The 22,025-nt window shown below is 66.4% G+C and carries 20 protein-coding genes; 3 read left to right on the top strand and 17 right to left on the bottom strand.

What is annotated here, in order from left to right; genetic code table 11:
• Window positions 1–8: 8 nt before the first annotated feature.
• Together B4I46_RS11750 and B4I46_RS11745 are read right to left on the bottom strand one after the other, a co-directional pair.
• The gene (locus B4I46_RS11750; RefSeq protein WP_286900307.1) at window positions 9–1,415 is read right to left on the bottom strand and encodes an NAD(P)/FAD-dependent oxidoreductase; all 1,407 of its coding nucleotides are present in this window, start codon (window positions 1,413–1,415) and stop codon (window positions 9–11) included.
• Window positions 1,412–2,443, bottom strand: a complete 1,032-nt coding sequence (locus tag B4I46_RS11745) for an ABC transporter substrate-binding protein (RefSeq protein ID WP_286900306.1) — start codon at window positions 2,441–2,443, stop codon at window positions 1,412–1,414. Before B4I46_RS11745 ends, B4I46_RS11750 begins: the two co-directional genes overlap by 4 nt.
• Window positions 2,444–2,619: 176 nt before the next feature.
• Between B4I46_RS11745 and B4I46_RS11740 the strand changes: the two genes are divergently transcribed.
• A complete protein-coding gene (locus B4I46_RS11740; RefSeq protein ID WP_286900305.1) occupies window positions 2,620–4,101 on the top strand; it encodes a PucR family transcriptional regulator in 1,482 nt (493 codons plus the stop codon).
• Window positions 4,102–4,104: 3 nt separating this feature from the next.
• On the opposite strand, the gene B4I46_RS11735 is transcribed toward B4I46_RS11740, so the two are convergent.
• From B4I46_RS11735 to B4I46_RS11700, 8 genes are all read right to left on the bottom strand, one after another.
• Window positions 4,105–5,043, bottom strand: a complete 939-nt coding sequence (locus B4I46_RS11735) for a LysR family transcriptional regulator (protein WP_274096349.1) — start codon at window positions 5,041–5,043, stop codon at window positions 4,105–4,107.
• 27 nt (window positions 5,044–5,070) lie between these two features.
• On the bottom strand, window positions 5,071–6,045 hold the full coding sequence (locus tag B4I46_RS11730) for a quinone oxidoreductase family protein (RefSeq protein WP_054914602.1): 975 nt from the start codon (window positions 6,043–6,045) through the stop codon (window positions 5,071–5,073).
• A gap of 125 nt (window positions 6,046–6,170) precedes the next feature.
• The gene (locus B4I46_RS11725) at window positions 6,171–6,479 is read right to left on the bottom strand and encodes an AzlD domain-containing protein (protein WP_043861362.1); all 309 of its coding nucleotides are present in this window, start codon (window positions 6,477–6,479) and stop codon (window positions 6,171–6,173) included.
• Window positions 6,469–7,185 carry an AzlC family ABC transporter permease gene (locus B4I46_RS11720; protein WP_043861363.1) on the bottom strand — a complete coding sequence of 239 codons (717 nt, stop codon included), beginning with the start codon at window positions 7,183–7,185 and terminating at the stop codon, window positions 6,469–6,471. The genes B4I46_RS11725 and B4I46_RS11720 overlap by 11 nt, the downstream gene beginning before the upstream one ends.
• A 161-nt stretch (window positions 7,186–7,346) precedes the next feature.
• Entirely contained in the window at window positions 7,347–7,844 is a 498-nt protein-coding gene (locus B4I46_RS11715) for a VOC family protein (RefSeq protein ID WP_286900300.1), read from the bottom strand.
• A 37-nt stretch (window positions 7,845–7,881) separates the two neighbouring features.
• Entirely contained in the window at window positions 7,882–8,820 is a 939-nt protein-coding gene (dsdC, locus tag B4I46_RS11710) for a DNA-binding transcriptional regulator DsdC (protein ID WP_058540116.1), read from the bottom strand.
• A gap of 14 nt (window positions 8,821–8,834) precedes the next feature.
• Window positions 8,835–10,187 (bottom strand): D-serine ammonia-lyase, encoded by a 1,353-nt coding sequence (locus B4I46_RS11705; RefSeq protein WP_100632810.1) that lies wholly within the window; start codon window positions 10,185–10,187, stop codon window positions 8,835–8,837.
• A gap of 37 nt (window positions 10,188–10,224) precedes the next feature.
• Window positions 10,225–11,568 carry a gluconate:H+ symporter gene (locus B4I46_RS11700; RefSeq protein WP_210014905.1) on the bottom strand — a complete coding sequence of 448 codons (1,344 nt, stop codon included), beginning with the start codon at window positions 11,566–11,568 and terminating at the stop codon, window positions 10,225–10,227.
• Window positions 11,569–11,785: 217 nt separating this feature from the next.
• Between B4I46_RS11700 and B4I46_RS11695 the strand changes: the two genes are divergently transcribed.
• Window positions 11,786–13,498 carry an amidase gene (locus tag B4I46_RS11695; protein WP_043861368.1) on the top strand — a complete coding sequence of 571 codons (1,713 nt, stop codon included), beginning with the start codon at window positions 11,786–11,788 and terminating at the stop codon, window positions 13,496–13,498.
• Between the two features lie 200 nt (window positions 13,499–13,698).
• On the opposite strand, the gene B4I46_RS11690 is transcribed toward B4I46_RS11695, so the two are convergent.
• From B4I46_RS11690 to B4I46_RS11670, 5 genes are all read right to left on the bottom strand, one after another.
• Window positions 13,699–14,934: a saccharopine dehydrogenase family protein gene (locus tag B4I46_RS11690; protein WP_043861369.1), complete on the bottom strand. Its 1,236-nt coding sequence runs from the start codon at window positions 14,932–14,934 to the stop codon at window positions 13,699–13,701.
• 26 nt (window positions 14,935–14,960) lie between these two features.
• On the bottom strand, window positions 14,961–16,058 hold the full coding sequence (gene nspC / locus B4I46_RS11685; RefSeq protein WP_043861418.1) for a carboxynorspermidine decarboxylase: 1,098 nt from the start codon (window positions 16,056–16,058) through the stop codon (window positions 14,961–14,963).
• A gap of 166 nt (window positions 16,059–16,224) precedes the next feature.
• Window positions 16,225–18,630 carry a TonB-dependent siderophore receptor gene (locus B4I46_RS11680; protein ID WP_078480337.1) on the bottom strand — a complete coding sequence of 802 codons (2,406 nt, stop codon included), beginning with the start codon at window positions 18,628–18,630 and terminating at the stop codon, window positions 16,225–16,227.
• A 110-nt stretch (window positions 18,631–18,740) separates the two neighbouring features.
• Entirely contained in the window at window positions 18,741–19,706 is a 966-nt protein-coding gene (locus B4I46_RS11675; RefSeq protein ID WP_058540111.1) for a DUF4880 domain-containing protein, read from the bottom strand.
• Window positions 19,703–20,212 (bottom strand): sigma-70 family RNA polymerase sigma factor, encoded by a 510-nt coding sequence (locus B4I46_RS11670; protein ID WP_043861372.1) that lies wholly within the window; start codon window positions 20,210–20,212, stop codon window positions 19,703–19,705. The genes B4I46_RS11675 and B4I46_RS11670 overlap by 4 nt, the downstream gene beginning before the upstream one ends.
• A 166-nt stretch (window positions 20,213–20,378) precedes the next feature.
• On the opposite strand from B4I46_RS11670, the gene B4I46_RS11665 reads away from it, so the two are divergent.
• The gene (locus B4I46_RS11665; protein ID WP_058540110.1) at window positions 20,379–21,125 is read left to right on the top strand and encodes a hypothetical protein; all 747 of its coding nucleotides are present in this window, start codon (window positions 20,379–20,381) and stop codon (window positions 21,123–21,125) included.
• A gap of 52 nt (window positions 21,126–21,177) precedes the next feature.
• Here B4I46_RS11665 and B4I46_RS11660 read toward each other — a convergent pair whose 3' ends face one another.
• Both B4I46_RS11660 and B4I46_RS11655 read right to left on the bottom strand, forming a co-directional pair.
• Entirely contained in the window at window positions 21,178–21,609 is a 432-nt protein-coding gene (locus B4I46_RS11660) for a hypothetical protein (protein ID WP_058540109.1), read from the bottom strand.
• Between the two features lie 50 nt (window positions 21,610–21,659).
• Window positions 21,660–21,956 carry a DUF3144 domain-containing protein gene (locus B4I46_RS11655; RefSeq protein WP_043861375.1) on the bottom strand — a complete coding sequence of 99 codons (297 nt, stop codon included), beginning with the start codon at window positions 21,954–21,956 and terminating at the stop codon, window positions 21,660–21,662.
• Between the last annotated feature and the right edge of the window lie 69 nt (window positions 21,957–22,025).

Here is a 22,025-nt window from a genome sequence, read left to right as displayed (position 1 = left end):
TGCAGTCCTCAGGATTTGTCTTCAAGCCCGGCCGGGGCCAGGCGGGCCAGCATGCAATCGAGACGGCCGGCGATGTGGCCGGCCATTTCGGCGCGCTCCTTGCGTATCACGGCGTTGCGCACCAGCGAACCGCCCACATAACGCAGCGGCTCCGGCGGGAAGGCCTTGCAGTTGCGCCCCACCAGTGCACAGGTGCTCCAGGCATCCTTGCGCCCCAGGGCCAGGCTGGCCAGGATGCGCCCGCCCAGGCGGCTGGGGCCCACGCCGTTGCCGCTCCAGCCGATGCCGTAGTGGATGTTGCCCTGCTCGCCCAGGCCGCCGAAGGTCGGCAGGCTGTCGTAGGTGCGGTCGATGGGCCCCGACCAGGTATGGGTGATGCGCACGTCATCGAGCATCGGGTAGGTACGGCGCAGGTCGGCCTCGGTCAGCGCGATGCTGCCCGGGTCGTGGCTGAACACCGGCCCGATCCTGCCGCCGTAGGCTATCGCCCCGGTGCCCTTGCCGAAGGCGATACGGCCATCCACGGTGGTGCGGTAGTAGTCGACCATCAGTTGCGAATCGGTGATCGACTCGGCGCCGGTCCAGCCCATCTGTTCCAGGCGGGTCGCCACCGGCTCGGTGAGCACGATGGAACTGTTGACCGGGGTGATCAGGCGCGCCAGTTGCGGCAAGGCAGCCGCCCAGGCATTGGTGGCCAGCACCACCGAGCCGGCACGGATGCGCGCCTGCGGGGTCAGCACCTGCACCGGTGTGCCGGGCTGGATATCGCTGACCGCGGTACCCTCGGCAATCACCACCCCCGCCTCCAGCGCCACCCGGCGCATGCCGCGCACCAGGGCGCCGGGTTGCACGGTGGCGTTGCTGCGCTCGAACACGCCGGCCAGGTGCACCTTCGAGCCACAACGGCGCGCCACCTCGGCAGCCGGCACCCGCTCGAACGGCGTTACCCCAAGGCGGGCACAGGCGGCCAGCGTGGCGTTCCAGGTGTCGATGTGCGCGGGGCTGGTGGCCGTCCACAGCCAGCCCTTCTGGCGAAAGTGCGCGTCGATCTGGTGCTGCTGGCAGAACTCGCCCAGCTCGCTGATCGCGCGCTCGGCGCTGTGCCCCAGAAACAGCGCCTGCTCCGGGGTGCAGAAGCTCGCCAGGGTGCCCACCTTGGGCCACCACGACATCACGAAGCCGCCGTTGCGCCCCGAGGCGCCCCCGCCGCACACGTCCTGCTCCAGCACCATCACGCGGATATCCGGCTCATGCTCCTTGAGGGTCAGGGCGGTCCACAGGCCGACGAAGCCGCCACCGACGATCACCACATCGGCGTCGTGCTCACCCTGCAGCGCCGGGCCGGGTTTGAGGCTGGGCTCGGCGCTTTCCAGCCAGTAGCTGCGTTTGAGCGGTGCGCTGGGGGGCAGTTTCATGAGCGTGCCGCCCAGGCGTTGAAGCGCTGTTCGAGCAGTTCGCCGTGGTCGGCCCAGAAGCTTGCGTTCATCGGCAACTGGCCTTGCAGGTTGGGGCTGCCGGTGGGCAGCTCGCTGACCCGCTGCTCGCTCAGCAGGCCCAGGGCCTCGCGGTTGACCGGCCCGTAGGCGATCTGTTCGGCGTAGCCCTTCTGCTGCTCGGCCTTGAGGGTGTGGTTGATGAACTTCAGTGCTTCGTCGCGCTTCTTGGCCCCACGCGGAATGGCCCAGGCGTCCATGTCATAGATGCCGCCATTCCACACGATGCGCAGCGGGGTCTGGCTCTGCACCGCGCTGATCCGGCCGCTGTAGGCCGAGCTCATCACCACGTCGCCCGAGGCCAGGTATTGCGGCGGCTGGGCGCCGGCCTCCCACCACTGGATGCTCGACTTGATCTGGTCGAGCTTGGCGAAGGCGCGGTCCTGGCCTTCACGGGTGGCCAGCAGGGTGTAGACATCGGCCGCTGGCACGCCATCGGCCAGCAGGGCGAATTCCAGGGTGTACATGGCGCCCTTGCGCAGCCCGCGCTTGCCGGGGAATTTCTCCAGGTTCCAGAAGTCGTCCCAACTGGTGGGGGCCACCTTGAGCTTGTCGGCGTTGTAGGCGATCACCGTCGACCACACGAAAAAGCCCACGCCGCACGGCTGTACCGCACCGGGCAGCAGTTGCGCGGCCACGGCCGGGTCGGGGGCGAACTCTTCGAGCAGGCCTTCTTCACAGGCGCGTGCCAGCTCGGGCATCTCCATCTCGACCACGTCCCACGAGACGCTGCCGGTATCGACCATCACCTTGACCTTGGCCATCTCGCCATTGAACTCGCCGGCCACGATGCGGGTGCTGGTCTGTGCCTGGTAGGTGTCATAGAAGGCCGCCACCTGTGCGGCCTTGTTGGCCCCGCCGTGGGACACCACGGTGAGGTCGGCCAGCGCCGATGTGCTGCACGCAGCGGCAGCGATCAGGGTGAGCGAAAAGGCCAGATTCTTGTGCATTGTTATGTTCTCCGGGTCGGGATGGCTCAGTAGGCCAAGTGTCGAGCCGCAGCCGAGTCGCCACAATCAGACGCAAACAAGATTCAGCCGCGCACCTTCATACGTTCGTACAAAGCCGTTCAAAGGCGCGCCATGCCCGGTTACACTGGCCGTCACCCTGCCCCGGAAGCTGCCCCATGGCCCTGTCTGTCAGCGACATCATCGCCCTGCCCGAACTGCGCACCCGCGTCATCAGCGGTGCCGCAGGGCTGGGCAAGCCGGTACGCTGGGCCCACGTGTGCGAACTGGCCGACCCCAGCGAATGGCTGGGCGACGCCGACCTGCTGATGACCACCGGCATCGGCATACCCGCCGATGCCGATGCCCAGCGCGCGTACGTGGAAAACCTCGCGGGCGCTGGCCTGGCGGGCATGATGATCGGTGAGAACATGCAGGCCCCGGCCAACCTCGAGGCCTTGATGGAGCGGGCCGACGCCCTGGATTTTGCGGTGATGTTCACCCACTACGGCGTGCCCTTCGCCGCCGTCACGCGGGCCATCGTCGATGCCGGCCAGCAGGAGGAGCAGGCGCGCCGCAACGCCATCACCCGGGTCTACGAAAGTGCCCGCATGAGCATTCAGGGGCTGGGCCTGGGCGCACTGCTCAAGCGCCTGGAAAAGGACGTGCAGGCGCGCCTGACCCTGCTCGACGCCGCGTCGCTGGCGCCCTGGCGCGACGCACTGGGCGGCCTGCCGGCAAGCCAGCGCCAATGGCTGGCGGCCCGCCAGCGCGACACCTCGGGCAACCGGCCGGTGGTGCAGCGCCATGCGCTGGAGGCGGGCGAGCTGCTGGTGATGGCGCTGCCGTCCCAGGCCGACTGCCTGCTGGTGGCCGAAGGTGACGGGCTGCTCGACTACGGCCTGTTGCACCACGTGGTGGCGGTGCTGGGCATCGAGCTGGAGCGCCTGCGGGTCGACAACGAGCGCAACCTGCGCCTGGGCTCCGAGCTGCTGGACGACCTGTTGCAGCAGCGTCTGCCGGCGCATCAGGCACAACAGCGCCTGGCCGCCTTCGACATCGGCGCCGAACAGGCCTGCCTGCTGCTCGGCCGCGCCGCCGGGGTGTCACCGGCGGCCTGCGACGAAGCCCTGCAACGCCAGGGTCGTCGCGTGCTGATTCGGGTTCAGGGCGATGACCTGATCGTGCTCGGCGCCGCCGAGTGCATCCCGCAGCTGCAGGCGCAACTGCAGGCGCCGCTGGGGGTGAGCAACCCGCTGGGCCACGCCGGGCGCAGTGTCGAGGCGCTGCGCGAGGCGCGCCTGGCACTGGCCCACACCAGCGCCGCGCAACCGCTGGTGACCTACGCCCAGGCCGGCGCCAGCGTACCGTGGCTGGCGCAGAGCCTGGATGAAGCCGAACGTACCTTCCGCAACGTACTGGGCCCGCTGGCCGACTACGACAGCCAGCAGAACACCCAGCTGCTGCACACCCTGCAGGTGTTTCTGCAACACAACCGCTCGTGGCTGGCGGCGGCCGCGCAGCTGCACGTGCACAAGCAGACGCTGGTGTACCGCATGCGCCGCATCGAAGAGATCACCGGCCGCTCGCTGGACAGTACCGAGGACGTGGCCACGCTGTGGTTCGCCCTGCGCGCGGCGCGCATGGCGGGGCTGGCCTGAGGGCTAGGCGGCAGACGCCCCAGCGTGCTGCCATGGCGCCCCCTTGGCGAAGGCCGCCTCCATCCAGTGCTTGAACGCCAGGGTAGTGGCCGTGGTGAAGCGCGCCGAAGGCCGCATCAGGTAGATGCCCGACGCCGAGTCCAGCTGCCACTGGGGCAGCACGCGCACCAGGCGCCCCTCGGCCAGGTCCTGGTGCATCATCCAGTCGCCACCGGCCAGAATCCCCACGCCGCAGCGCGCCGCCACCAGCAGTGCTTCATTGTCATTGCTGATCAGGCTGCCCTGCACCCGCACCGTCTGCTGCCCGCCCTGCCCATTCAGGCGCCAGTCGGGGAACGAACGCAAGCCGCTGAAACCCAGGCAATTGTGCCCGGCCAGGTCGGATGGCCGTTGCGGTGCGCCGTGACGATGCAGGTAGGCCGGCGCAGCACACAGGATGCGCGTGTGCTCGCACAGCTTGCGCGCCACCAGCCGGTTGTCGGCCAGCTCGCCGACGCGCACGGCCACGTCGAAGCCTTCGCCCACGATATCGACGAAGCGGTCGGCATAGTCGACGTCGACGGTCACCTCGGGGTAGGCCAGGGAAAACCCGGCCACCAGCGGGCTCAGCCAGCGCCGGCCCATCGCCCCCGGCAGCGCCACGCGTAGACGCCCGCGCACCTGCGCCGCACCGTTGCAGGCCTCGAGTTCGGCCGTGCTGATCAGGCTGGCGGCATGCTGCAGGCGCTCCACCAGCCGCGTGCCCTCGTCGGTGAAGCGCAGTTGCCGGGTGGTTCGCTCCACCAGGCGGATACCCAGGCGCTGCTCCAGAGCCGCCAGGCGCTTGGACAGCACCGAGGCATGGCGTTGCAGCACCCGGCCGGCGGCAGCGAACGAGCCGTGCTCGTGCAGCGCCAGCAAGGTGGCAAATTCATCGGCCTGACGGCTGTCGAAAGGGTCCATCGGTGAGTTCGGCCTCGTGCGCGTCGGTCAGGGGATCAGCACGACCGCCCCCTGGGACCGGCCTTGCTCGATGGCAGCATGGGCGCTGGCCACGTCGGCCAGGGGGTAGCGTTGCCATATGTGCGGCTGGATGATACCCGCCGCCAGTGCATCCAGCACATCCTGTGCGCGCTGCTGGTACTCCTGGGGGCTGGCGGTATGTGCCGCCAGTGACGGCCGGGTGAGGAACAGCGAGCCCTTGGCGTTCAGCGTGCCCACCTCGACCGCTGGGGGCGCGCCGCTGGTGGCGCCGAACGACACCAGCGTGCCGCGCGGGCGCAGGCTGTCCAGCGACGCCTCCCAGCTCACCCGGCCGACCGAGTCGTAGACCACATCGACCTTGTGGCCCTGGGTCAGCTCGCTCACCTGGGCCGCCAACGTGGCCGCGTCGAACACCAGCACCGCATTGCAGCCGGCCGCCTTGGCGCGCTCGACGCTTTGCGCCCTGGACACCACACCAATCACATGGGCGCCCAGGTGCCTGGCCCACGGCACCATGATCTGCCCTACCGCCCCCGCCGCACCGTAGATCAGCACACGCGTGCCGGGGCCTACCGGGTAGCTCGCCTTGAGCAGGTACTGGGCGGTGATGCCCTTGAACAGCACGGCAGCCGCGTCTTCGAACGACACGGCAGCGGGCAGCCTGACCAGGCGCTCGGCCGGGTACAGGCGTGCACTGGCATAGCCACCCAGCGGCCCGGTGGCATAGGCCACACGGTCGCCCACGGCCACCTCGGTCACGCCCGCCCCCAGCGCCCGCACGGTGCCGGCACCTTCCAGGCCCAGCGCGGACGGCAAGGCAATCGGCACGGTGCCCTTGCGCTGGTTGATGTCCAGCGGGTTGACGCCGATCGCGGCCTGTTCAAGCCACACCTGGCCCGGGCCTGGCGCTTGCACGGCGCCGGCCTGAAGCTGCATCACCTCGGGGGCGCCTACCGCCTGGAGCGTGATTGAAGTCACCATGATGTTGCCTCTTGCAATGGTTGAAGGTCTGCAAAGGCTAATTAGCGCACATGTAAACGACAATACAGCGCCATTGCCGAACATATGTGCACCTGATGCAGCAATGCCACATGCCCTTCGGCCCCCTACAGCGCCCGCACCAGCGCCGCTGCCACAATGCCTGCCGCAATCGCCGGCAGCGGCTTTTTCACCAGCAGCATCACCACCGCCGTGCTCAGCAGCGCCAGGCGTGCGCCGTTGTCGCCGTTCACCGCCAACGGCGTCAGCACCGCCACCAGCACCGAGCCGGACATCGCGCTGATGAACTGCTGCACGCGGTAGTTGATGGGCACGAACGACATCACGAACACACCCCCCCAACGGGTGGCCAGGGTCACCAGGCCCATGATCACCACCAGCAGCAGCGTGCCGGCGCCTGCAGTTTCAACGTTCATGCTTGTTCTCCATCCACACCACACCCAGAATGCCGCCCGCCAGCGCGCCCACCACCACGTGGCTGTTCTCCGGCAGGTACCAGTAGGCCAGCAGCGACGAACCGGCCGCCACGATCCAGATCATCAGCATGCGCAGGCTTTTGTGCCCGCCCAGCACCATCGCCAGCAGAAAGCAGCCCATCACCATGTCCAGGCCCAGGCTGACCGGGTCGTGGATCGCATTGCCGAAATGCAGCCCCAGCCAACTGCCCAGGCACCACGCCGACCACAGCGCGATACCGCCGCCCAGCACCAGGCCCAGGCCCGGCTTGCCGGCGTTCAATGCCTGCATGGCCATCGCCCAGTTGGCGTCGGACACCACCAGCATCACGCCGTAGCGCCGGGCAGTGGGCAGCTCGCGCAGCCAGGGGTACAGCGTGGCGCCCATCAGCAGGTGACGGGCATTGATGGCGAACACGGTGATAATCAGCGGCACCAGCGGTACCTGCTCGCCCCACAGTTCCAGCGCGGCGAACTGCGAGGCGCCAGCGAACACCAGTGCGCTCATCAGCAGGGTCGCCGCGTCCCCCAGCCCGGTCTGGGCTGCAGCGAGGCCGAAGGCCACACCGAACACCACGACGAACAGGGAAATCGGCAAGAGTTGCTTGAAGCCAGCCCAGACGTCGCTCCACGCAAGCCTGGATAGATGCTTCTCTACGGTTGACAAGGCACAGCCTCCTTCGTGTGGCGATCTTGTCATGCACCGGCCCGAAGGGGCGCATGCCGAACCGCTCGTTTTATAGTGACGCACGCGCGCGCTGGCGTGCGGGCGCTACTATGCCCGCACACACGCGCGTCACAAAGCCTGTTGTGCAGTTGTCGGCGAATTTACTCTCGCGTCGGTGCCTGGGGGCGCAAGGCGGCCTCGATGGCGGCGATGTCTATCTTGTCCATCTGCATCATCGCGTCGAAGGCACGCTTGGCCGCAGCCGGGTCGGGGTGAGTGATCGCGCCGGTCAGCGCGCGCGGGGTGATCTGCCACGACAGCCCCCACTTGTCCTTGCACCAGCCGCACACGCTGGCCTGGCCGCCGTTGCCGATGATCGCCTGCCACAGGCGGTCGGTCTCGGCCTGGTCGTCGGTGGCCACCTGGAACGAGAACGCCTCGCTGTGATGGAAGGCCGAGCCGCCATTGAGTCCCAGGCACGGGATGCCCATGACCGTGAACTCCACGGTCAGCACATCGCCCTGCTTGCCGGCAGGGAAGTCGCCGGGGGCACGGTGCACGGCGCCCACCGCGCTGTCGGGAAAGATGCTGGCGTAAAAGGTGGCAGCCTCCAGCGCCGCGCCGTCGTACCAGAGGCAGATCGTGTTCTTGCTGTTCATCGTGGTTCTCCACAGAAAAGCGACAGACCTCTGCAGTCTAGTCGCCCGCGGCGCAACCCTTGAGCCAGTCGATCAGTACCTGCACCCGCCGGGGCAACGGGTCGCGCGGCGGGTGAACCAGAAAGTAGTCATAGCGCCCCGGCTGGGAAAACCCGCCGAACGGCAGCACCAGCTCGCCCTGGTCGATACGCGCCTGCACCAGGCGCTGGCGGCCGATGGCGATACCGGCGTGGTGGATGGCCGCCGTCACGCACAGGTCCGACCGGTCGAAGGTCAGGCCGCGCTGCGGCAAGGCGTCCAGCAGCCGCTGCTGGCCAGCCCACAGTTGCCACTCGGCATCGAACACCGCGTTCTCCCAGGCCAGTGCATCGTGCAGCAAGGTGCACTGGCGCAGATTGGCGGGGTTGTCGAACAGCTGGTGCAGCTCGGCATAGCGCGGGCTGCACACCGGGGCGATGGTCTCGCTCATCAGCGCATGGCTGACCAGGCCGGGAAACTCGCCATTGGCGTACAGCAGCGCCAGGTCGATGTTGTGCGTGCGAAAGTCGACCGCATCGTTGCCCACCCGCACGTCCAGCGCGATGTTCGGGTAGCGCTGGTGGAAGTCGGCCAGGCGCGGCACCAGCCAGCATTGCGCTGCGGACGGGCGTGCGTACAACGCCACCGCCCCGCGCAGCTCGGCCTCGGGCGATGGCTCCAGGGCATCGCCCAGCTGCTCCATCACCCCCTGCAGTATCGCGAACACCCGCTCGCCCTCGGCTGTCAGGCGTATGCGCCGGGTCAGCCGCTCGAACAGGCGCAGCGCCAGGGCCTGCTCCAGGCGGGCGATACGGTGGCTCACCGCACTGGGGGTCAGGCACAGCTCCTCGGCTGCCTGGGCAAAGCTCAGGTGCCGCGCCGCCACCAGAAAGGTGTGCAGGTTGGCAAATTGCGAGCTGTTCAGGCGTGCGCTCAAACGCGGGGGCAGGTTCAGCATCGGGGCAGGTTCCGCTAGTGTCCGGCCAGCAGTGTACGGCCCTGCGCCAGATACGCCTGCATTTCATCGTCCGGCACCATGCTGCCGCCGGTGCCCCACACCAGGTGCGTGGCATTGGCCAAGCGCTGCGCGCTCAGGCCCAGGCGCTGGCGATAGCCCTGCCGTTCCCCGGTCACCCGCAGGAACCCCGGCAGCCCGGCCAGCGCCGAGGGTTCCAGGCGATGGCCCTCGATGGCTTCGAGTTGCGCCAGTTGCCGATACAGCTGCTCGTCGGTAACGGTGTAGTAGCCGTCGATCAGGCGCTGCATGGAGCGCCCGACAAACCCGGACGGGCGCCCCACCGCCAGGCCGTCGGCGGCCGTGCGGTTGTCGATGCCGAAGTCGTACACGCTGACCTGCTCGTGCAGCCCGGTGTACACCCCCAGCAGCATGCAGGGCGAATGGGTCGGCTCGGCGAACACGCAGTGCACCGCGTCGGCGAAGATCTGCTTCAGACCGAATGCCACCCCGCCAGGGCCACCACCAACGCCGCATGGCAGGTAGACGAACAGCGGGTGCTCGGCATCCACCCTGATGCCCGCCGCCTCGAGCTGGCGTTGCAGGCGACGCGCCGCCACCGCGTAGCCGAGGAACAGGTTGATGGAGTTTTCGTCATCGACGAAATGGCAGCGCGGGTCGGCCTCGGCCTGCTGGCGCCCCTGCTCCACCGCCACGCTGTAGTCGGACGCATACTCGATCACCTCCACCCCGCAACTGCGCAAGCGGTCCTTCTTCCACTGCCGGGCGTCGGCCGACATGTGCACGCTGGCCTTGAAGCCCAGGCGCGCACTCATGATGCCGATGGACAGGCCCAGGTTGCCGGTGGAGCCGACCGCCACGCTGTACTGGCCGAAAAATGCCCGCGCGCGGTCGCTGTCGAGGCTGGCGTAGTCATCCCCAGGCTGCAGGATGCCCGCCGCCAATGCGAGGTCTTCGGCGTGCTTGAGCACCTCGTAGATACCGCCACGCGCCTTGATCGAGCCGGAGATCGGCAGCAGGTTGTCGGCCTTGAGCCACAGCGCGCCCTGCACGGGTACCTGCGCTTCGGCGCACAGCGCGGCCTGCACCTGCGCCAACGGCAGCAGGGGCGACTCGATGATGCCCTTGCTCACCGCCGTCTGCGGGAAGGCCGAGGCAATGTAGCTGGCAAAACGTTCCAGCCGCGCGCTGGCGTCGTCCACATCGGCCAGGGTCAGCGGCACGTCGCCCAGCGCCTGCGCTGTCGGGGCCAGGCCCGGGTTGAACCAGGTGGTCGGTTGCAGGCGCACCAGGTCGGCGATCAAGGGGTGGCTGTGCTGCCACTGGTCCAGGGTCTTGTCGTGAATCATGCGGTTCTCCAGAAAAGTGACGGTAGTACGGGCAGGCTCATACCCAGTGCGACAGCAGCAGGGTCATGCCCAGGGCCACGACCGAAGCCAGCAGTGTCGCGGCGGTGAATTTTTTGAGCGCCTCGCCCAGCGACACGCCCAGGTATTCCTTGACCACCCAGAACGCCGAGTCGGTGACGGTAGTCCAGCCAATCGCGCCGGCGCCAATGGCAATGATCACGATCTCGCGGTTCTGCCCCGGCATCGCGTCCAGCAGCGGCAGCACCATGCCGGCGGCGCTGACCATTGCCACGGTGGCCGAGCCGACCGCCAGGTGCATCAGCCCGGCGACGAACCAGGCCAGCAGGATCGGGTTCAGGTCCCACTGCGACAGGGTGCTGGCCAGCACCTTGCCAACCCCGCTGTCGATCAGTACGCCATTGAAGGCACCGCCGGCACCGATGATCAACAGGATACTGGCCAGCGGGGTGAAGGAGCCGGCAGTCAGCGCCTGCAACCGGGCCATGCCCAGGCCACGGCGCAGGCCCAGCGCCCAGTAGGCGAAGCACACCGCGATGGCCAGGGCAGTGAGCGGGTTGCCGAGGAACATCATCAGCCGGTACAGCCCGGCCTCGGGCGCCAGGGTCATGCTGGCCAGGGTCTTGCCCACCATCAGCAGCAGCGGCAGCAGAATCACCAGCAGGGTCAGGCCCAGGCCCGGCATCGACTGGCCAGCGGCTGGCGTGGCGGCAGGCTCTGCCGCGGCCTGCGCGTCGGGCGCAGCGTGCCGCGGGCACACCAGCGTGGCCCATACCGGGCCGGCAATCACCGCGGTCGGCAGGCCGACGATCAGCCCGTACAGGATCACCTTGCCCACGTCGCCCCCCAGCAGCTGGGTGATGGCCATTGCCGCCGGGTGCGGCGGCAGCATGCAGTGCACGGTCATCAGCGATACGGCCAGTGGCAGGCCGACGTAGAGGATGTTGAGCCGGGTCTGGCGGGCCACCACGTAGATCAGTGGTATCAGCAACACGAAACCGACTTCGAAAAACACCGGTATGCCCACCACGAAGCCCACCAGCATCATGGCCCACGCCGTGCGCTGTTCACCCAGGGCGTCGAGCAGCGAGCGCGCAATGCGTTCGGCGCCGCCCGACACCTCCAGCAGTTTGCCCAGGATGCTGCCCAGGCCGATCACCGCCGCAAGAAAACCCAGGGTGCCGCCCATGCCCTTCTCGAACGAATCGGCGATGGCCGGCAGCGGCATGCCGGCCCCGGCGCCCACCACAAAACTGGCCAGCATCAGCGCCAGGAACGAGTGCACCCGAAACCTGACCACCAGCACCACGATCAGGCCGATGGCCGCCATCAATATCAGTAACAAACCTGCGTCTTCGTGCATGACTTCGCCTTTATTTGTTTTAGTGAGCGATTGCCGCGCAGGGCGCGGTCGGAGGCGATTAGGCGGCACGCAGGCAGGCCTTTACAAAGGATGGTTTTTCAGCGCACAGGTGATCTGAGGTCACCTGCCAGGGCCCTCGCCGGGCGGACACCTGAACCTTAAACCGCTATGATTCCCGCCATCACTCATGACCCCTTTGGCCGCTGGTAACCACCGCATGATCGAAGTCACCGAAGTTTCCATTGCGCAGCTGCGCGCCGCCCTCGAATCGGGCCAGACCACCTCGGTCGAGCTGGTGAAGGCCTACCTCGCCCGCATCGATGCCTACGACGGCGCAGACACGCCCACCGCGCTCAATGCGGTGGTGGTGCGCAACCCCGAAGCCCTGCGCGAAGCCCAGGCATCCGACGAGCGTCGTGCCCAGGGCAAGCCCCTCGGCCCGCTCGACGGCATCCCCTACACCGCCAAGGACAGTTACCTGGTCAAGGGCATGACCGCCGCCTCCGGCAGCCCGGCCTTCGCCAACCTGGTGGCCTACCGCGACGCCTTCACCATCGAGCGCCTGCGCGGCGCCGGGGCGATCTGCCTGGGCAAGACCAACATGCCGCCCATGGCCAACGGCGGCATGCAGCGCGGCGTGTATGGCCGGGCCGAAAGCCCGTACAACGCCGCCTACCTCACCGCACCCTTCGCCTCGGGCTCGTCCAACGGCGCGGGCACGGCCACGGCGGCCAGCTTCGCCGCGTTCGGCCTGGCCGAGGAAACCTGGTCCAGCGGCCGCGGCCCGGCCTCCAACAATGGCCTGTGCGCCTACACCCCTTCGCGCGGGGTGATCTCGGTGCGCGGCAACTGGCCGCTGACGCCGACCATGGACGTGGTGGTGCCCTTCGCCCGCACCATGGCCGACCTGCTCGAAGTGCTCGACGTGGTGGTGGCCGAAGACCCCGACACCCGTGGCGACCTGTGGCGCCTGCAGCCCTGGGTGCCGATCCCCAGCGTGGCCTCGGTGCGCCCCGCCGCCTACCCGCAACTGGCGGCGGACAGCGCGGCGCTGGCCGGCAAGCGCTTCGGCATCCCGCGCATGTACATCAATAAGGACCCGGATGCCGGCACCTCGGACAGCCCCGGCATCGGCGGCCCGACCGGCCAGCGCATCAACACGCGGCCTTCGGTGATCGCACTGTGGGAGGCGGCGCGCAAGGCACTGGAAGCGGCCGGCGCCGAGGTGCTCGAAGTGGATTTCCCGCTGGTATCGAACTGCGAGGGCGACCGCCCAGGTGCGCCCACCGTGTTCAATCGCGGCCTGGTGTCCAAGGCATTCCTGCACCATGAACTGTGGGACCTGACGGCCTGGGCCTTCGACGACTTCCTGCAGGCCAACGGCGACCCGCAGCTCAACCGCCTGGTGGACGTGGACGGGCCGAAGATCTTCCCCCACGACCCCGGCACCCTGCCCAACCGCGAGGGCGACCTGGCGGCGGGCATGGACGAGTATGTGCGCATGGCCGAGCGCGGCATCACGCCGTGGGACCAGATCGCCACCCTGCCCGATGGCCTGCGCGGGCTGGAGCAGACGCGGCGCATCGACCTGGAAGACTGGATGGACAGGCTGGGGCTGGATGCGGTGCTGTTCCCGACGGTGGCCGATGTGGCCCCGGCCGATGCCGATGTGAACCCGGCCTCGGCGGATATTGCCTGGAGCAACGGGGTGTGGGTGGCCAACGGCAACCTGGCGATCCGTCACCTTGGGGTGCCGACGGTGACGGTGCCGATGGGGGTGATGGCGGACATCGGCATGCCGGTGGGATTGACCTTTGCCGGGCGGGCGTATGATGACTCGGCGTTGCTGCGCCTGGCCTCGGCGTTCGAGGCTACGGGTTCAAAGCGCTTGATACCGCCGCGAACCCCGATGCTGGCACGCCGTAAATAGATAGAGGTTGGTGCCTATCGCGGGTCAAGCCCGCTCCCACAGAGAACATCACTGGGACCGAACCCAGCGCACATTTCCTGTGGGAGCGGGCTTGACCCGCGATCGAGCGCGCAGCGCTCGCAAGACCGATCGCCACGAACTATCAGACAAAAAAGGGGGACGCCATCACGGCGCCCCCCCTTTTTGTCAGCCTGAACCCATCAGTTCCAGGGACGATCGCCGTTCTCGTCCTTGATGCGGGTCGGCAGGCCCATCACGTCCAGCGCCTTCAGGAACGGCTCGGCCGGCAGTTCCTCGACGTTGGCCATGCGCTGCACGTCCCACTCGCCACGGGCCACCAGCAGGGCCGCCGCCACCGGCGGCACGCCCGCGGTGTAGGAGATACCCTGGCTGTCGGTCTCGGCATAGGCCTCTTCGTGATCAGCCACGTTGTAGATGAACACTTCGCGTGGCTGGCCGTCCTTGGTGCCCTTGACCAGGTCGCCAATGCAGGTCTTGCCGGTGTAGCCCGGCGCCAGCGAAGACGGATCCGGCAGCACGGCCTTGACCACCTTGAGCGGCACCACTTCCAGGCCCTCGGCGGTCTTCACCGGCTGCTCGGACAGCAGGCCCAGGTTCTTCAGTACGGTGAACACATTGATGTAGTGCTCGCCGAAGCTCATCCAGAAACGCACGTTCGGCACGTCGAGGTTCTTGGACAGCGAGTGCACTTCGTCATGGCCGGTCAGGTACAGGTTCTGCGAACCCACCACCGGCAGGTCGTCGGTACGCTTGACTTCGAACATGGTGTTGCTGGTCCACTGGCTGTTCTGCCAGCTCCACACCTGTCCGGTGAATTCGCGGAAATTGATTTCCGGGTCGAAATTGGTGGCGAAATACTTGCCATGGGAGCCGGCATTGACGTCGAGAATGTCGATCGAATCAATGCGGTCGAAATACTGTTGTTGCGCCAGTGCTGCATAGGCATTGACCACACCCGGGTCGAAGCCCACGCCAAGAATGGCGGTGATGTTCTTCTGCTGGCATTCCTCGAGGTGCTTCCACTCGTAGTTGCCATACCAGGGCGGCGTCTCGCAGATCTTGCCCGGTTCTTCGTGAATGGCAGTGTCCAGGTAGGCCACGCCGGTATCGATGCAGGCACGCAGCACCGACATGTTGAGGAAGGCGGAACCGACGTTGATCACGATCTGCGATTCGGTTTCGCGGATCAGCGCCTTGGTCGCCTCGACATCCAGTGCATTGAGCGAAAAGGCCGTGATGTCGGCGGGTACCTTCAGGCTACCCTTGGCCTTGACGCTGTCGATGATGGCCTGGCATTTGGAGATGTTGCGTGACGCGATGGCAATACGACCGAGTTCGTCGTTGTGCTGCGCGCACTTGTGGGCCACCACCTTGGCGACACCTCCTGCACCAATGATAAGAACGTTTTTCTTCAATTTCTTTATCTCTCCTTTCCGCCAGCTTACGAGAGGCTGGACAGGTAGTCGTCAAAACCAAATTCGCGAACCACCTCGACAGTACCGTCAAGTTGTTTCACTACGATGGATGGCATCTTCAAACCGTTGAACCAGTTTTTCTTGACCATGGTGTAGCCTGCCGCGTCGATGAACGACAGCCGATCGCCGATGGCCAGCGGACGATCGAATTGATACTCGCCGAAAATATCCCCGGCCAGGCAGGATTTGCCGCATACCATGTAGGTGTGCTCACCCTCGCTGGGCGCCAGCTTGGCGTTGAGGCGATAGATCAGCAGGTCGAGCATGTGCGCCTCGATGGAGCTGTCGACCACGGCCAGGTGCTTGCCGTTGTACAGGGTGTCGAGCACGGTCACTTCCAGCGAAGCGCTCTGGGTGATCGCCGCTTCGCCCGGCTCCAGGTACACCTGCACGCCGTACTTCTGCGAGAACGCCTTCAGGCGCGCGCAGAATGCATCCAGTGCATAGTCTTCGCCGGTGAAGTGGATACCGCCGCCCAGGCTCACCCACTCGACCTTGTGCAGCAGCTCGCCGAAGCGCTCTTCGATGGTGTTGAGCATCTGGTCGAACAGGCCGAAATCGCCGTTCTCGCAGTTGTTGTGGAACATGAAGCCGGAGATCTGCGACATGACCGCATCGATCTTGACCGGGTCCCATTCGCCCAGGCGGCTGAACGGGCGCGCCGGGTCGGCCAGCAGGTAGTCCGAGCTGCTCACCTGCGGGTTGACGCGCAGGCCGCGCACCTTGCCTTCGGTGGCCTGGGCATAGCGCTGCAGCTGGCCGATGGAGTTGAAGATGATCTTGTCGCAGTTCTCGATCATCTCGTCGATTTCATCGTCGGCCCAGGCCACGCTGTAGGCGTGGGTCTCGCCTTCGAACTTCTGGCGGCCGAGCTTGAGCTCGTAGAGCGAGGACGAGGTGGTGCCGTCCATGTACTGCTGCATCAGGTCGAACACCGACCAGGTGGCGAAGCACTTGAGCGCCAGCAGGGCCTTGGCCCCGGACTGTTCGCGCACATAGGCGATCTTCTGCATGTTGTGCAGCAGCTTGGTTTTGTCGATGAGGTAGTACGGCGTCTTGATCATTTCGAGGCCCCCGGCAAGGCCGGCCAAAAAAAGGACACGCATTGTGCCTTCACTGCACGGGAATCGAAAGCTCGGAAGTGATTTTTGCCCGACGCGGATTTTTCGGGTGCACCAATCGCAGGTCGAGCCCGCCCCCACACGATCACCCTGGGAGCGGGCCTGGACGTCAGAAGTCCCAGCGAGTGCTGAACATCACGTTGCGCGGGTCACCGTAGTACGAGGAGTTATAGAAGCCGATGTTGGTGTAGTAGTACTTGTCGAACAGGTTGTAGACGTTGACCGACGCCGACAGGTGCTCGGTGAACTGGTAGCGCGCCATCAGGTCGACCAGCCAGTACGGGGTCTGGGTGAAAGTGTCATTGGTGCCCTTGGCGTAGTTGTTGAGGACCTGCCAGCCCTTGCCCTGCCAGCGTGCCCCACCGCCCACGGTGAGCTTGTCGAGGCGCCCGCCAAGTTTGTAGGTGGTGTAGAGGTTGAGCTGATCTTCGGGCTCCCAGGTAGCTACCTTGGCCCCGCCCTGGTCGCGGCTGACCTTGTGCGTGTAGCCGGCCTGCACCTGCCAGCCGGGTGCCAGCTCCCCGGACACCTCCGCCTCGTAGCCCTTGGTTCTGGACTTGATGCCCATGTAGGCGTAGTCGATGTCGGGGTTGGTTGGCCTGGCGTTGTAGAACGTGTCGGCCTGCGGGCGGTTATCTTCGTGCACTTCGAAGTAGGCCAGGCTGGTGTTCAGGCGACCGTCGTAGAACTCACCCTTGATGCCCACCTCGTAGTTCTGGCCCTCGTTGGGCTCGAGCATCCTGTTGCGGCTGTCACGGTAGGCCGTCTGCGGCAGGAAGATATCGGTGTAGCTGGCATACGCAGAGAAGTTGCTGTTGAGGTCGTACACCACCCCGGCATAGGGCACCAGCCGTCCGCTCTCCTGGCTGTCGCTGGTGCCGGTGACCTGAAAGTTTGCCAGGCGGCTGCCCAGCAGCAGCGAAAGGTCATCGGTGACACTGAAGCGCGCAGTCAGGTAGCCGCCACTTTGCCGGGTGGTTTCGTCGTTGCGCTTTGTCACCGAGCCCCAGTCCGGCTCGATGGCCTGGCCGTGCCAGCTCTCCAGATCGTATTCGTTGTCGAAGTAGGTGACGTTGTTGTAGTTGTCGCCCTTCCAGTGCGAACTGGACACCGAGCCACCCACCACCAGTTGGTGTTCGCGCCCGAACAGGCTGAACGGCCCGGTAGCGTAGAGGTCGCCGCTGTCGCTGGTGGTTTCGCCGGTGTACTTGCGCGAATAGATCGACGACACGGTCGGGGTGTCGGGCGACACCGAGCCCAGTGGCGCGTCATAACCATTGATCTGGTGGTTGTACTGACCCTTGATGACCCAGTCATTGGCCAGGCGATGCTCCAGGGTGGCGAACAGCGTGCGCGAGTACTGCTCCCAACTGCTCCACTTGGCGCCATTGTTGAACGAACGCGGCAGGCTGATGGGGTTGCCCTGGGAGTCGTACACCGGACGGCTGCCCGACCAGCCCGAGCCCCTGGGGTCGCTGTCCTGGTAGTCGGCGCCCAGGGTCAGCAGGGTGTCTTCGTCCAGGTCCACTTCCAGGATGCCGTAGTACACGCTGGTCTTGCGCTCGTAATGGTCCATGAACGAGTGCTTGTCCTGATAGGCGGCCACCGCCCGGCCCCGCACGTTGCCACTGTCGGTCAGCGGGCCGCTGAGGTCGATCTCCGAGCGGTAGTTGTCCCAGGAGCCGGCGCCCAGGTCAACATGCCCCCTGAAGTCGGCCGTCGGCTTCTTGCGGATCAGGTTGATCGTGCCACCGGGGCCGCCCGCGCCGGTGAGCAGGCCGGTGGCGCCCTTGAGCACCTCGACCCGGTCATAGATCGCCATGTCGGTAAGGGTCTGCCCGGCCGAGTACTGCGCGTCACGCAGGGTCGGGATGCCGTCGTACTGGAAGTTGACGATGGAGAAGCCGCGCGAATAGTAGTTGGTACGTTCACTGTCGTAGGTCGACACGGTGATGCCGGGGGTGTGGCGCATCACATCGTCGATGGCGTTCAGGCCGAAATCGTCCATGGCCTGGCGCGTGACCACCGAGATCGACTGCGGGGTTTCCCGCGGGGTCAGCACCATGCGCGTGGCGGTGGCGATGGTGCCCGGCGTGTAGGAGCCGGTGCCTTCGGTGATGGTGCCCAGCTGGTTGGCGCTGACTTCGGTGGCCTGCAGCTCCAGCTGCGCACTGCCGGTGGCCAGCCTTGGCATTACCCGGTAGCCCTCGCCTTCGGGCATCGCCTGCAGGCCCTGGGGCGCGAGCAGTCGCTCAAGGCCCTCGGCGATGGCGTAGCTGCCGTCCAGGCCGCTGCTGTGGATGCCTTGGGTCAGGGCCGAGTCGACCGCTATCATCACCCCGGCCTGCTGGCCGAATGCGCCGAGCACGCGATCGAGGTTGCCGGCGCCGATATGGAAGGCGTGGGTGGCGTGGGCATCGGCGCCGGCCAGTACGCCCTGGCTGGCGCACACGAGGGAAAGCCCGAGGATGGCCGTGCGCAAGGCACCGGCAAGCGGAGTGAGGCGGCTGTGCATAAACAATTCCATGGGTTGAGGGTGTTGGCGATGCGCTGTTTTTCAGCGTCTTCCCTGGTCTTGATGCATGAGATGGAAAAAACTGCCGCCGCTGTTAAAAATAATCGTTCTCAGGCCACGACCACGTTTGCCCAGTAGCCGAACACACGCTGTACCCGTATCGGCAACACACTGGCCAGCAGGTCGAGGCTGGCATCGGGCCGATCGAGGGAGAACGAACCCGACACCTGCAAGGCCGCCACCGCCGGATCGCAGCGCAGTACGCCGCGCCGGTAGCGGTCGAGCTGGGCCAACACCCGGCCCAGTGGCATGCGCTCGGCAATCAGCAGGCCGTCAACCCAGGCCTGGGCGCCCGCGTCGAGGGGTTCGACACTGCCGACCTGCTGCCCGAACGCCACCTGCTGGCCGGCGCTCAAGGTCATGCGGGTGCTGCCGGCCCAGGCGATCGAGGCACTGCCTGCCAGCACCTGCACCTGGGTACCCGACACCCCGGGCAGGCCCTGGCTGACCACCAGCCGCGAGGCGGGCTCGGGGCGTACCCAGCCATTGGCGGTGCGCACCGCCAGCGAAGCACCTTGCCCCAGGGTGAGCATGATCCGCCCCAGGTTGAGCGCCAGCACGTCTGCGTGCGCATCCACGCCGGTGCGGGTATCCAGGGTCAGCTCCACCTCGCCAGACAACGCCACGTGATGACGCTCGCCGGTGGCGGTGCGGTAGTCACTGAACAGTTCCGGCAGCAGCACCCGCTCACGCACGCTCAGGCCAGCCGCCAGTACCACCCCCAGCCCGGCGAAGCCCTTGAGCACATTGCGCCGCGACGCAGTGCCACGTGCCTGCAGCAATCCGCGCGCGCCGGCGGCCGGTAACGTCCTGGTGCCCTGGCGCAGGTCATGGGTGAGCCCGGCAAGACGCTGCCAGGCCAGTTCATGCTGGGGGTTTTCATTGCGCCAGTGCTGGCAGGCCTGCTGCTCGGCCAGGCTGCTGACACCCGACTGCAGGGTGACCATCCACAGCATGGCCTGCTCTACCACGCCGGGGTCCAGCGGCTGGTTGTCGATCCGGGCGAAGCGGCTCATGCGCCGTAGACCGCCGCATAGCAGTGGCGGTAGGCCTTGAGCATGGCCTTTTGCACCACGTTCACCGTCAGGCCCTGGTGTTCGGCGATCTGCGCGTAGGTCAGGCCGTCAAGCTGTGACAGCAGGAAGATCTCGCGCACCTTGCTACCCAGCCCATCGAGCACCTGGCCCACCGCATCCAGCGCCTCGAGCACCAGCAGGCGAGTTTCCGGGGACGGCACCAGCGCCGGTTCAAGATGGGCCAGCGACTCCATGTAGGCCTTCTCCAGCGCATGGCGCCGAAAGTACTGGATGCACAGGCGGCTGGCCACGGTGGTGAGGTAGGCGCGCGGCTCGCGGTACACCGGCGGTGCCTCGCTGCGCAGGATGCGCACGAAGGTGTCCTGCGCCAGGTCCAGCGCCTGCTCCCGGTTGCCCAGCTTGCGGCGCAGCATCTGCGTCAACCAGCTGTGGTGTTGAACGTAGAGTTCGCCCACCGCATGGTGGGTGCTGGAAAGTGGATGCATCGGCAGGGTTCCGGGACGCAGGCTGACGGGAGTCGTGCATGGTAATACTTCTCATTAGCTTGCGGTGGATTTTTATGATTGCCGCCGAAACAACCTGCTTCACCGACACTGGCAGGCCGGCGCTCAGGTGCAGTACTGTGCGAGGCAGCCAAAGGGAGGGCTGCATATGGATCAAGCGACACTCACCACCTTGTTGACCAAGCTCCGCAATTGCGACCTCGAGGGCGCGGCCGCCGACCTGCAGGCCCAGGCAGTGGCACTGGCGGCCCGAGGGGAAGAGGCACTGTCCGACTTCCTCGCCCGCTATGCCTTCCGCTCGTTGCAGGGCAAGCACAGCCCGGACAAGACATCGCCGGCGCTGGCCCAGGCACTGCACGACAGCGAACAGCACCTGCAGCGGCTTCACGACGAGCGCAAGGCGCTGCTCGACGACATCCACACCTACTTTCTGGAATTCGAGAAGATTGCCGTCAACCTGACCCCGGCACTGATCGAACCGGCGACTTTCAGTGAGCAGAACCGCGACAACCTGCCGTTCATCGAGGACTACCTGAGCGGCCGTCGCGAGGTGGTGGACGATCTCAACCTGCAGAGCGTGCTGAAAAAGCAGATCAAGTTCTACCTCAACCTCAACCTGCACGATGAACGCCCCACGTTGCAGGTCAGCTATCGCAAGACCCACATCCAGCCGGGCAAATCCTGGCGGTTCGTGGAGCTGAGCCAGCAGGCCGGGCAACGCAGCGAACAGTTGAACCGGCTGGTGCAACTGGATACCGAGTGCGATGCGGTGCAGCGCCAGGTATCACGCCTGAAATGGGAGCTGCGCTGCAACGAGGATACCGGCAACCAGCAGGTGGCCGACTTCCAGAAAAAACTGGGGTTGTTCATGGCCAGTGTGGCTGCACAGGCCTGAGGCCGACCGGGTGGCGGCACCGGCCCGGCGCCCCCGCCCGGCCATTCGCGGATCAGCCCAGGCGGCCCCAGACCTGCACCAGCCCCACCAGGTGCACCACCCCGAACCCCAGGCACACCAGCGAGCTCACCACGATGAAGCGCTGGCTGCGCCCGGTATTGGCCAGCACGAAGGGCCCGGCGATACCGCGCAGCAGGTACACCAGCGTGATCGCGCACAACGCCGGCAGCAGCAACGGCAGCGGCGCGATCACGCCCGCCCCCGACAATGCAAAGGCCGCCCAGCTCAGCAGCACCAGCGCAATCGCTGCCGTGACCACCGCCGGAAAGGTCCGGCCCGCCTCCGCCGCCCGGATGAAGCGCTCACCCGCCCCGAACAGGCGATACCAGGTCGGCCCCGCGATGATCGTACCCACGTGCAGCACGGCCGCCAGCGCGCTGAGCGCCGCGGCAATCACCAGCGCCAGATTGTATTCACCTGCCATAACGGTTCTTCCTTGTAGGAGCCGGCGTTGCCGGCGAAGCGGGCAACGCGTTACTTGGCCGAACCCTGCATGTATGTCGCAAAGTTGTTGATATGGTCGTCCAGGTTGTCTTCGAGCATCATCCGGTACTGGTCGCAGAAGTACGTGAGCATCGCCTCGCGTGCCTGCGCCATTTCTTCCCCCGACTTGAAGTTGCGCGCACTCACCCAGGCATTGAACCGGGTGGTGCCGAACATCATCGAGGCACTCACCTTGCCCAGGTCCTGGACCTGCCCGAGCTGCTCGTTGGACAGCTCTATATGGGCGTCGGCGCGGTCGTAGAACGAGTCGTCAGCATTTTGCGGCATTGCGTGTCCCTTTCTCATCACGTCTGGTTATTGCAGCCCCCTCCTGCCGTCCGGCCAACCGTCGGCGAG

Source organism: Pseudomonas sp. UBA7500, from assembly GCF_002478435.1.
GTDB classification, from domain to species: Bacteria; Pseudomonadota; Gammaproteobacteria; order Pseudomonadales; family Pseudomonadaceae; genus Aquipseudomonas; species Aquipseudomonas palmensis.
Note: the sequence above shows the minus strand (reverse complement) of the source record. Positions and strands in the feature narration are given on the sequence as shown.

What these genes read in the sequence shown, in the direction of transcription:
- B4I46_RS11750 (WP_286900307.1), bottom strand. Translation starts at nt 1,415, where the DNA reads ATGAAACTGCCCCCCAGCGCACCGCTCAAACGCAGCTACTGGCTGGAA.
- B4I46_RS11745 (WP_286900306.1), bottom strand. Translation starts at nt 2,443, where the DNA reads ATGCACAAGAATCTGGCCTTTTCGCTCACCCTGATCGCTGCCGCTGCG.
- B4I46_RS11740 (WP_286900305.1), top strand. Translation starts at nt 2,620, where the DNA reads ATGGCCCTGTCTGTCAGCGACATCATCGCCCTGCCCGAACTGCGCACC.
- B4I46_RS11735 (WP_274096349.1), bottom strand. Translation starts at nt 5,043, where the DNA reads ATGGACCCTTTCGACAGCCGTCAGGCCGATGAATTTGCCACCTTGCTG.
- B4I46_RS11730 (WP_054914602.1), bottom strand. Translation starts at nt 6,045, where the DNA reads ATGGTGACTTCAATCACGCTCCAGGCGGTAGGCGCCCCCGAGGTGATG.
- B4I46_RS11725 (WP_043861362.1), bottom strand. Translation starts at nt 6,479, where the DNA reads ATGAACGTTGAAACTGCAGGCGCCGGCACGCTGCTGCTGGTGGTGATC.
- B4I46_RS11715 (WP_286900300.1), bottom strand. Translation starts at nt 7,844, where the DNA reads ATGAACAGCAAGAACACGATCTGCCTCTGGTACGACGGCGCGGCGCTG.
- dsdC (WP_058540116.1), bottom strand. Translation starts at nt 8,820, where the DNA reads ATGCTGAACCTGCCCCCGCGTTTGAGCGCACGCCTGAACAGCTCGCAA.
- B4I46_RS11705 (WP_100632810.1), bottom strand. Translation starts at nt 10,187, where the DNA reads ATGATTCACGACAAGACCCTGGACCAGTGGCAGCACAGCCACCCCTTG.
- B4I46_RS11700 (WP_210014905.1), bottom strand. Translation starts at nt 11,568, where the DNA reads ATGCACGAAGACGCAGGTTTGTTACTGATATTGATGGCGGCCATCGGC.
- B4I46_RS11695 (WP_043861368.1), top strand. Translation starts at nt 11,786, where the DNA reads ATGATCGAAGTCACCGAAGTTTCCATTGCGCAGCTGCGCGCCGCCCTC.
- nspC (WP_043861418.1), bottom strand. Translation starts at nt 16,058, where the DNA reads ATGATCAAGACGCCGTACTACCTCATCGACAAAACCAAGCTGCTGCAC.
- B4I46_RS11680 (WP_078480337.1), bottom strand. Translation starts at nt 18,630, where the DNA reads ATGCACAGCCGCCTCACTCCGCTTGCCGGTGCCTTGCGCACGGCCATC.
- B4I46_RS11675 (WP_058540111.1), bottom strand. Translation starts at nt 19,706, where the DNA reads ATGAGCCGCTTCGCCCGGATCGACAACCAGCCGCTGGACCCCGGCGTG.
- B4I46_RS11670 (WP_043861372.1), bottom strand. Translation starts at nt 20,212, where the DNA reads ATGCATCCACTTTCCAGCACCCACCATGCGGTGGGCGAACTCTACGTT.
- B4I46_RS11665 (WP_058540110.1), top strand. Translation starts at nt 20,379, where the DNA reads ATGGATCAAGCGACACTCACCACCTTGTTGACCAAGCTCCGCAATTGC.
- B4I46_RS11660 (WP_058540109.1), bottom strand. Translation starts at nt 21,609, where the DNA reads ATGGCAGGTGAATACAATCTGGCGCTGGTGATTGCCGCGGCGCTCAGC.
- B4I46_RS11655 (WP_043861375.1), bottom strand. Translation starts at nt 21,956, where the DNA reads ATGCCGCAAAATGCTGACGACTCGTTCTACGACCGCGCCGACGCCCAT.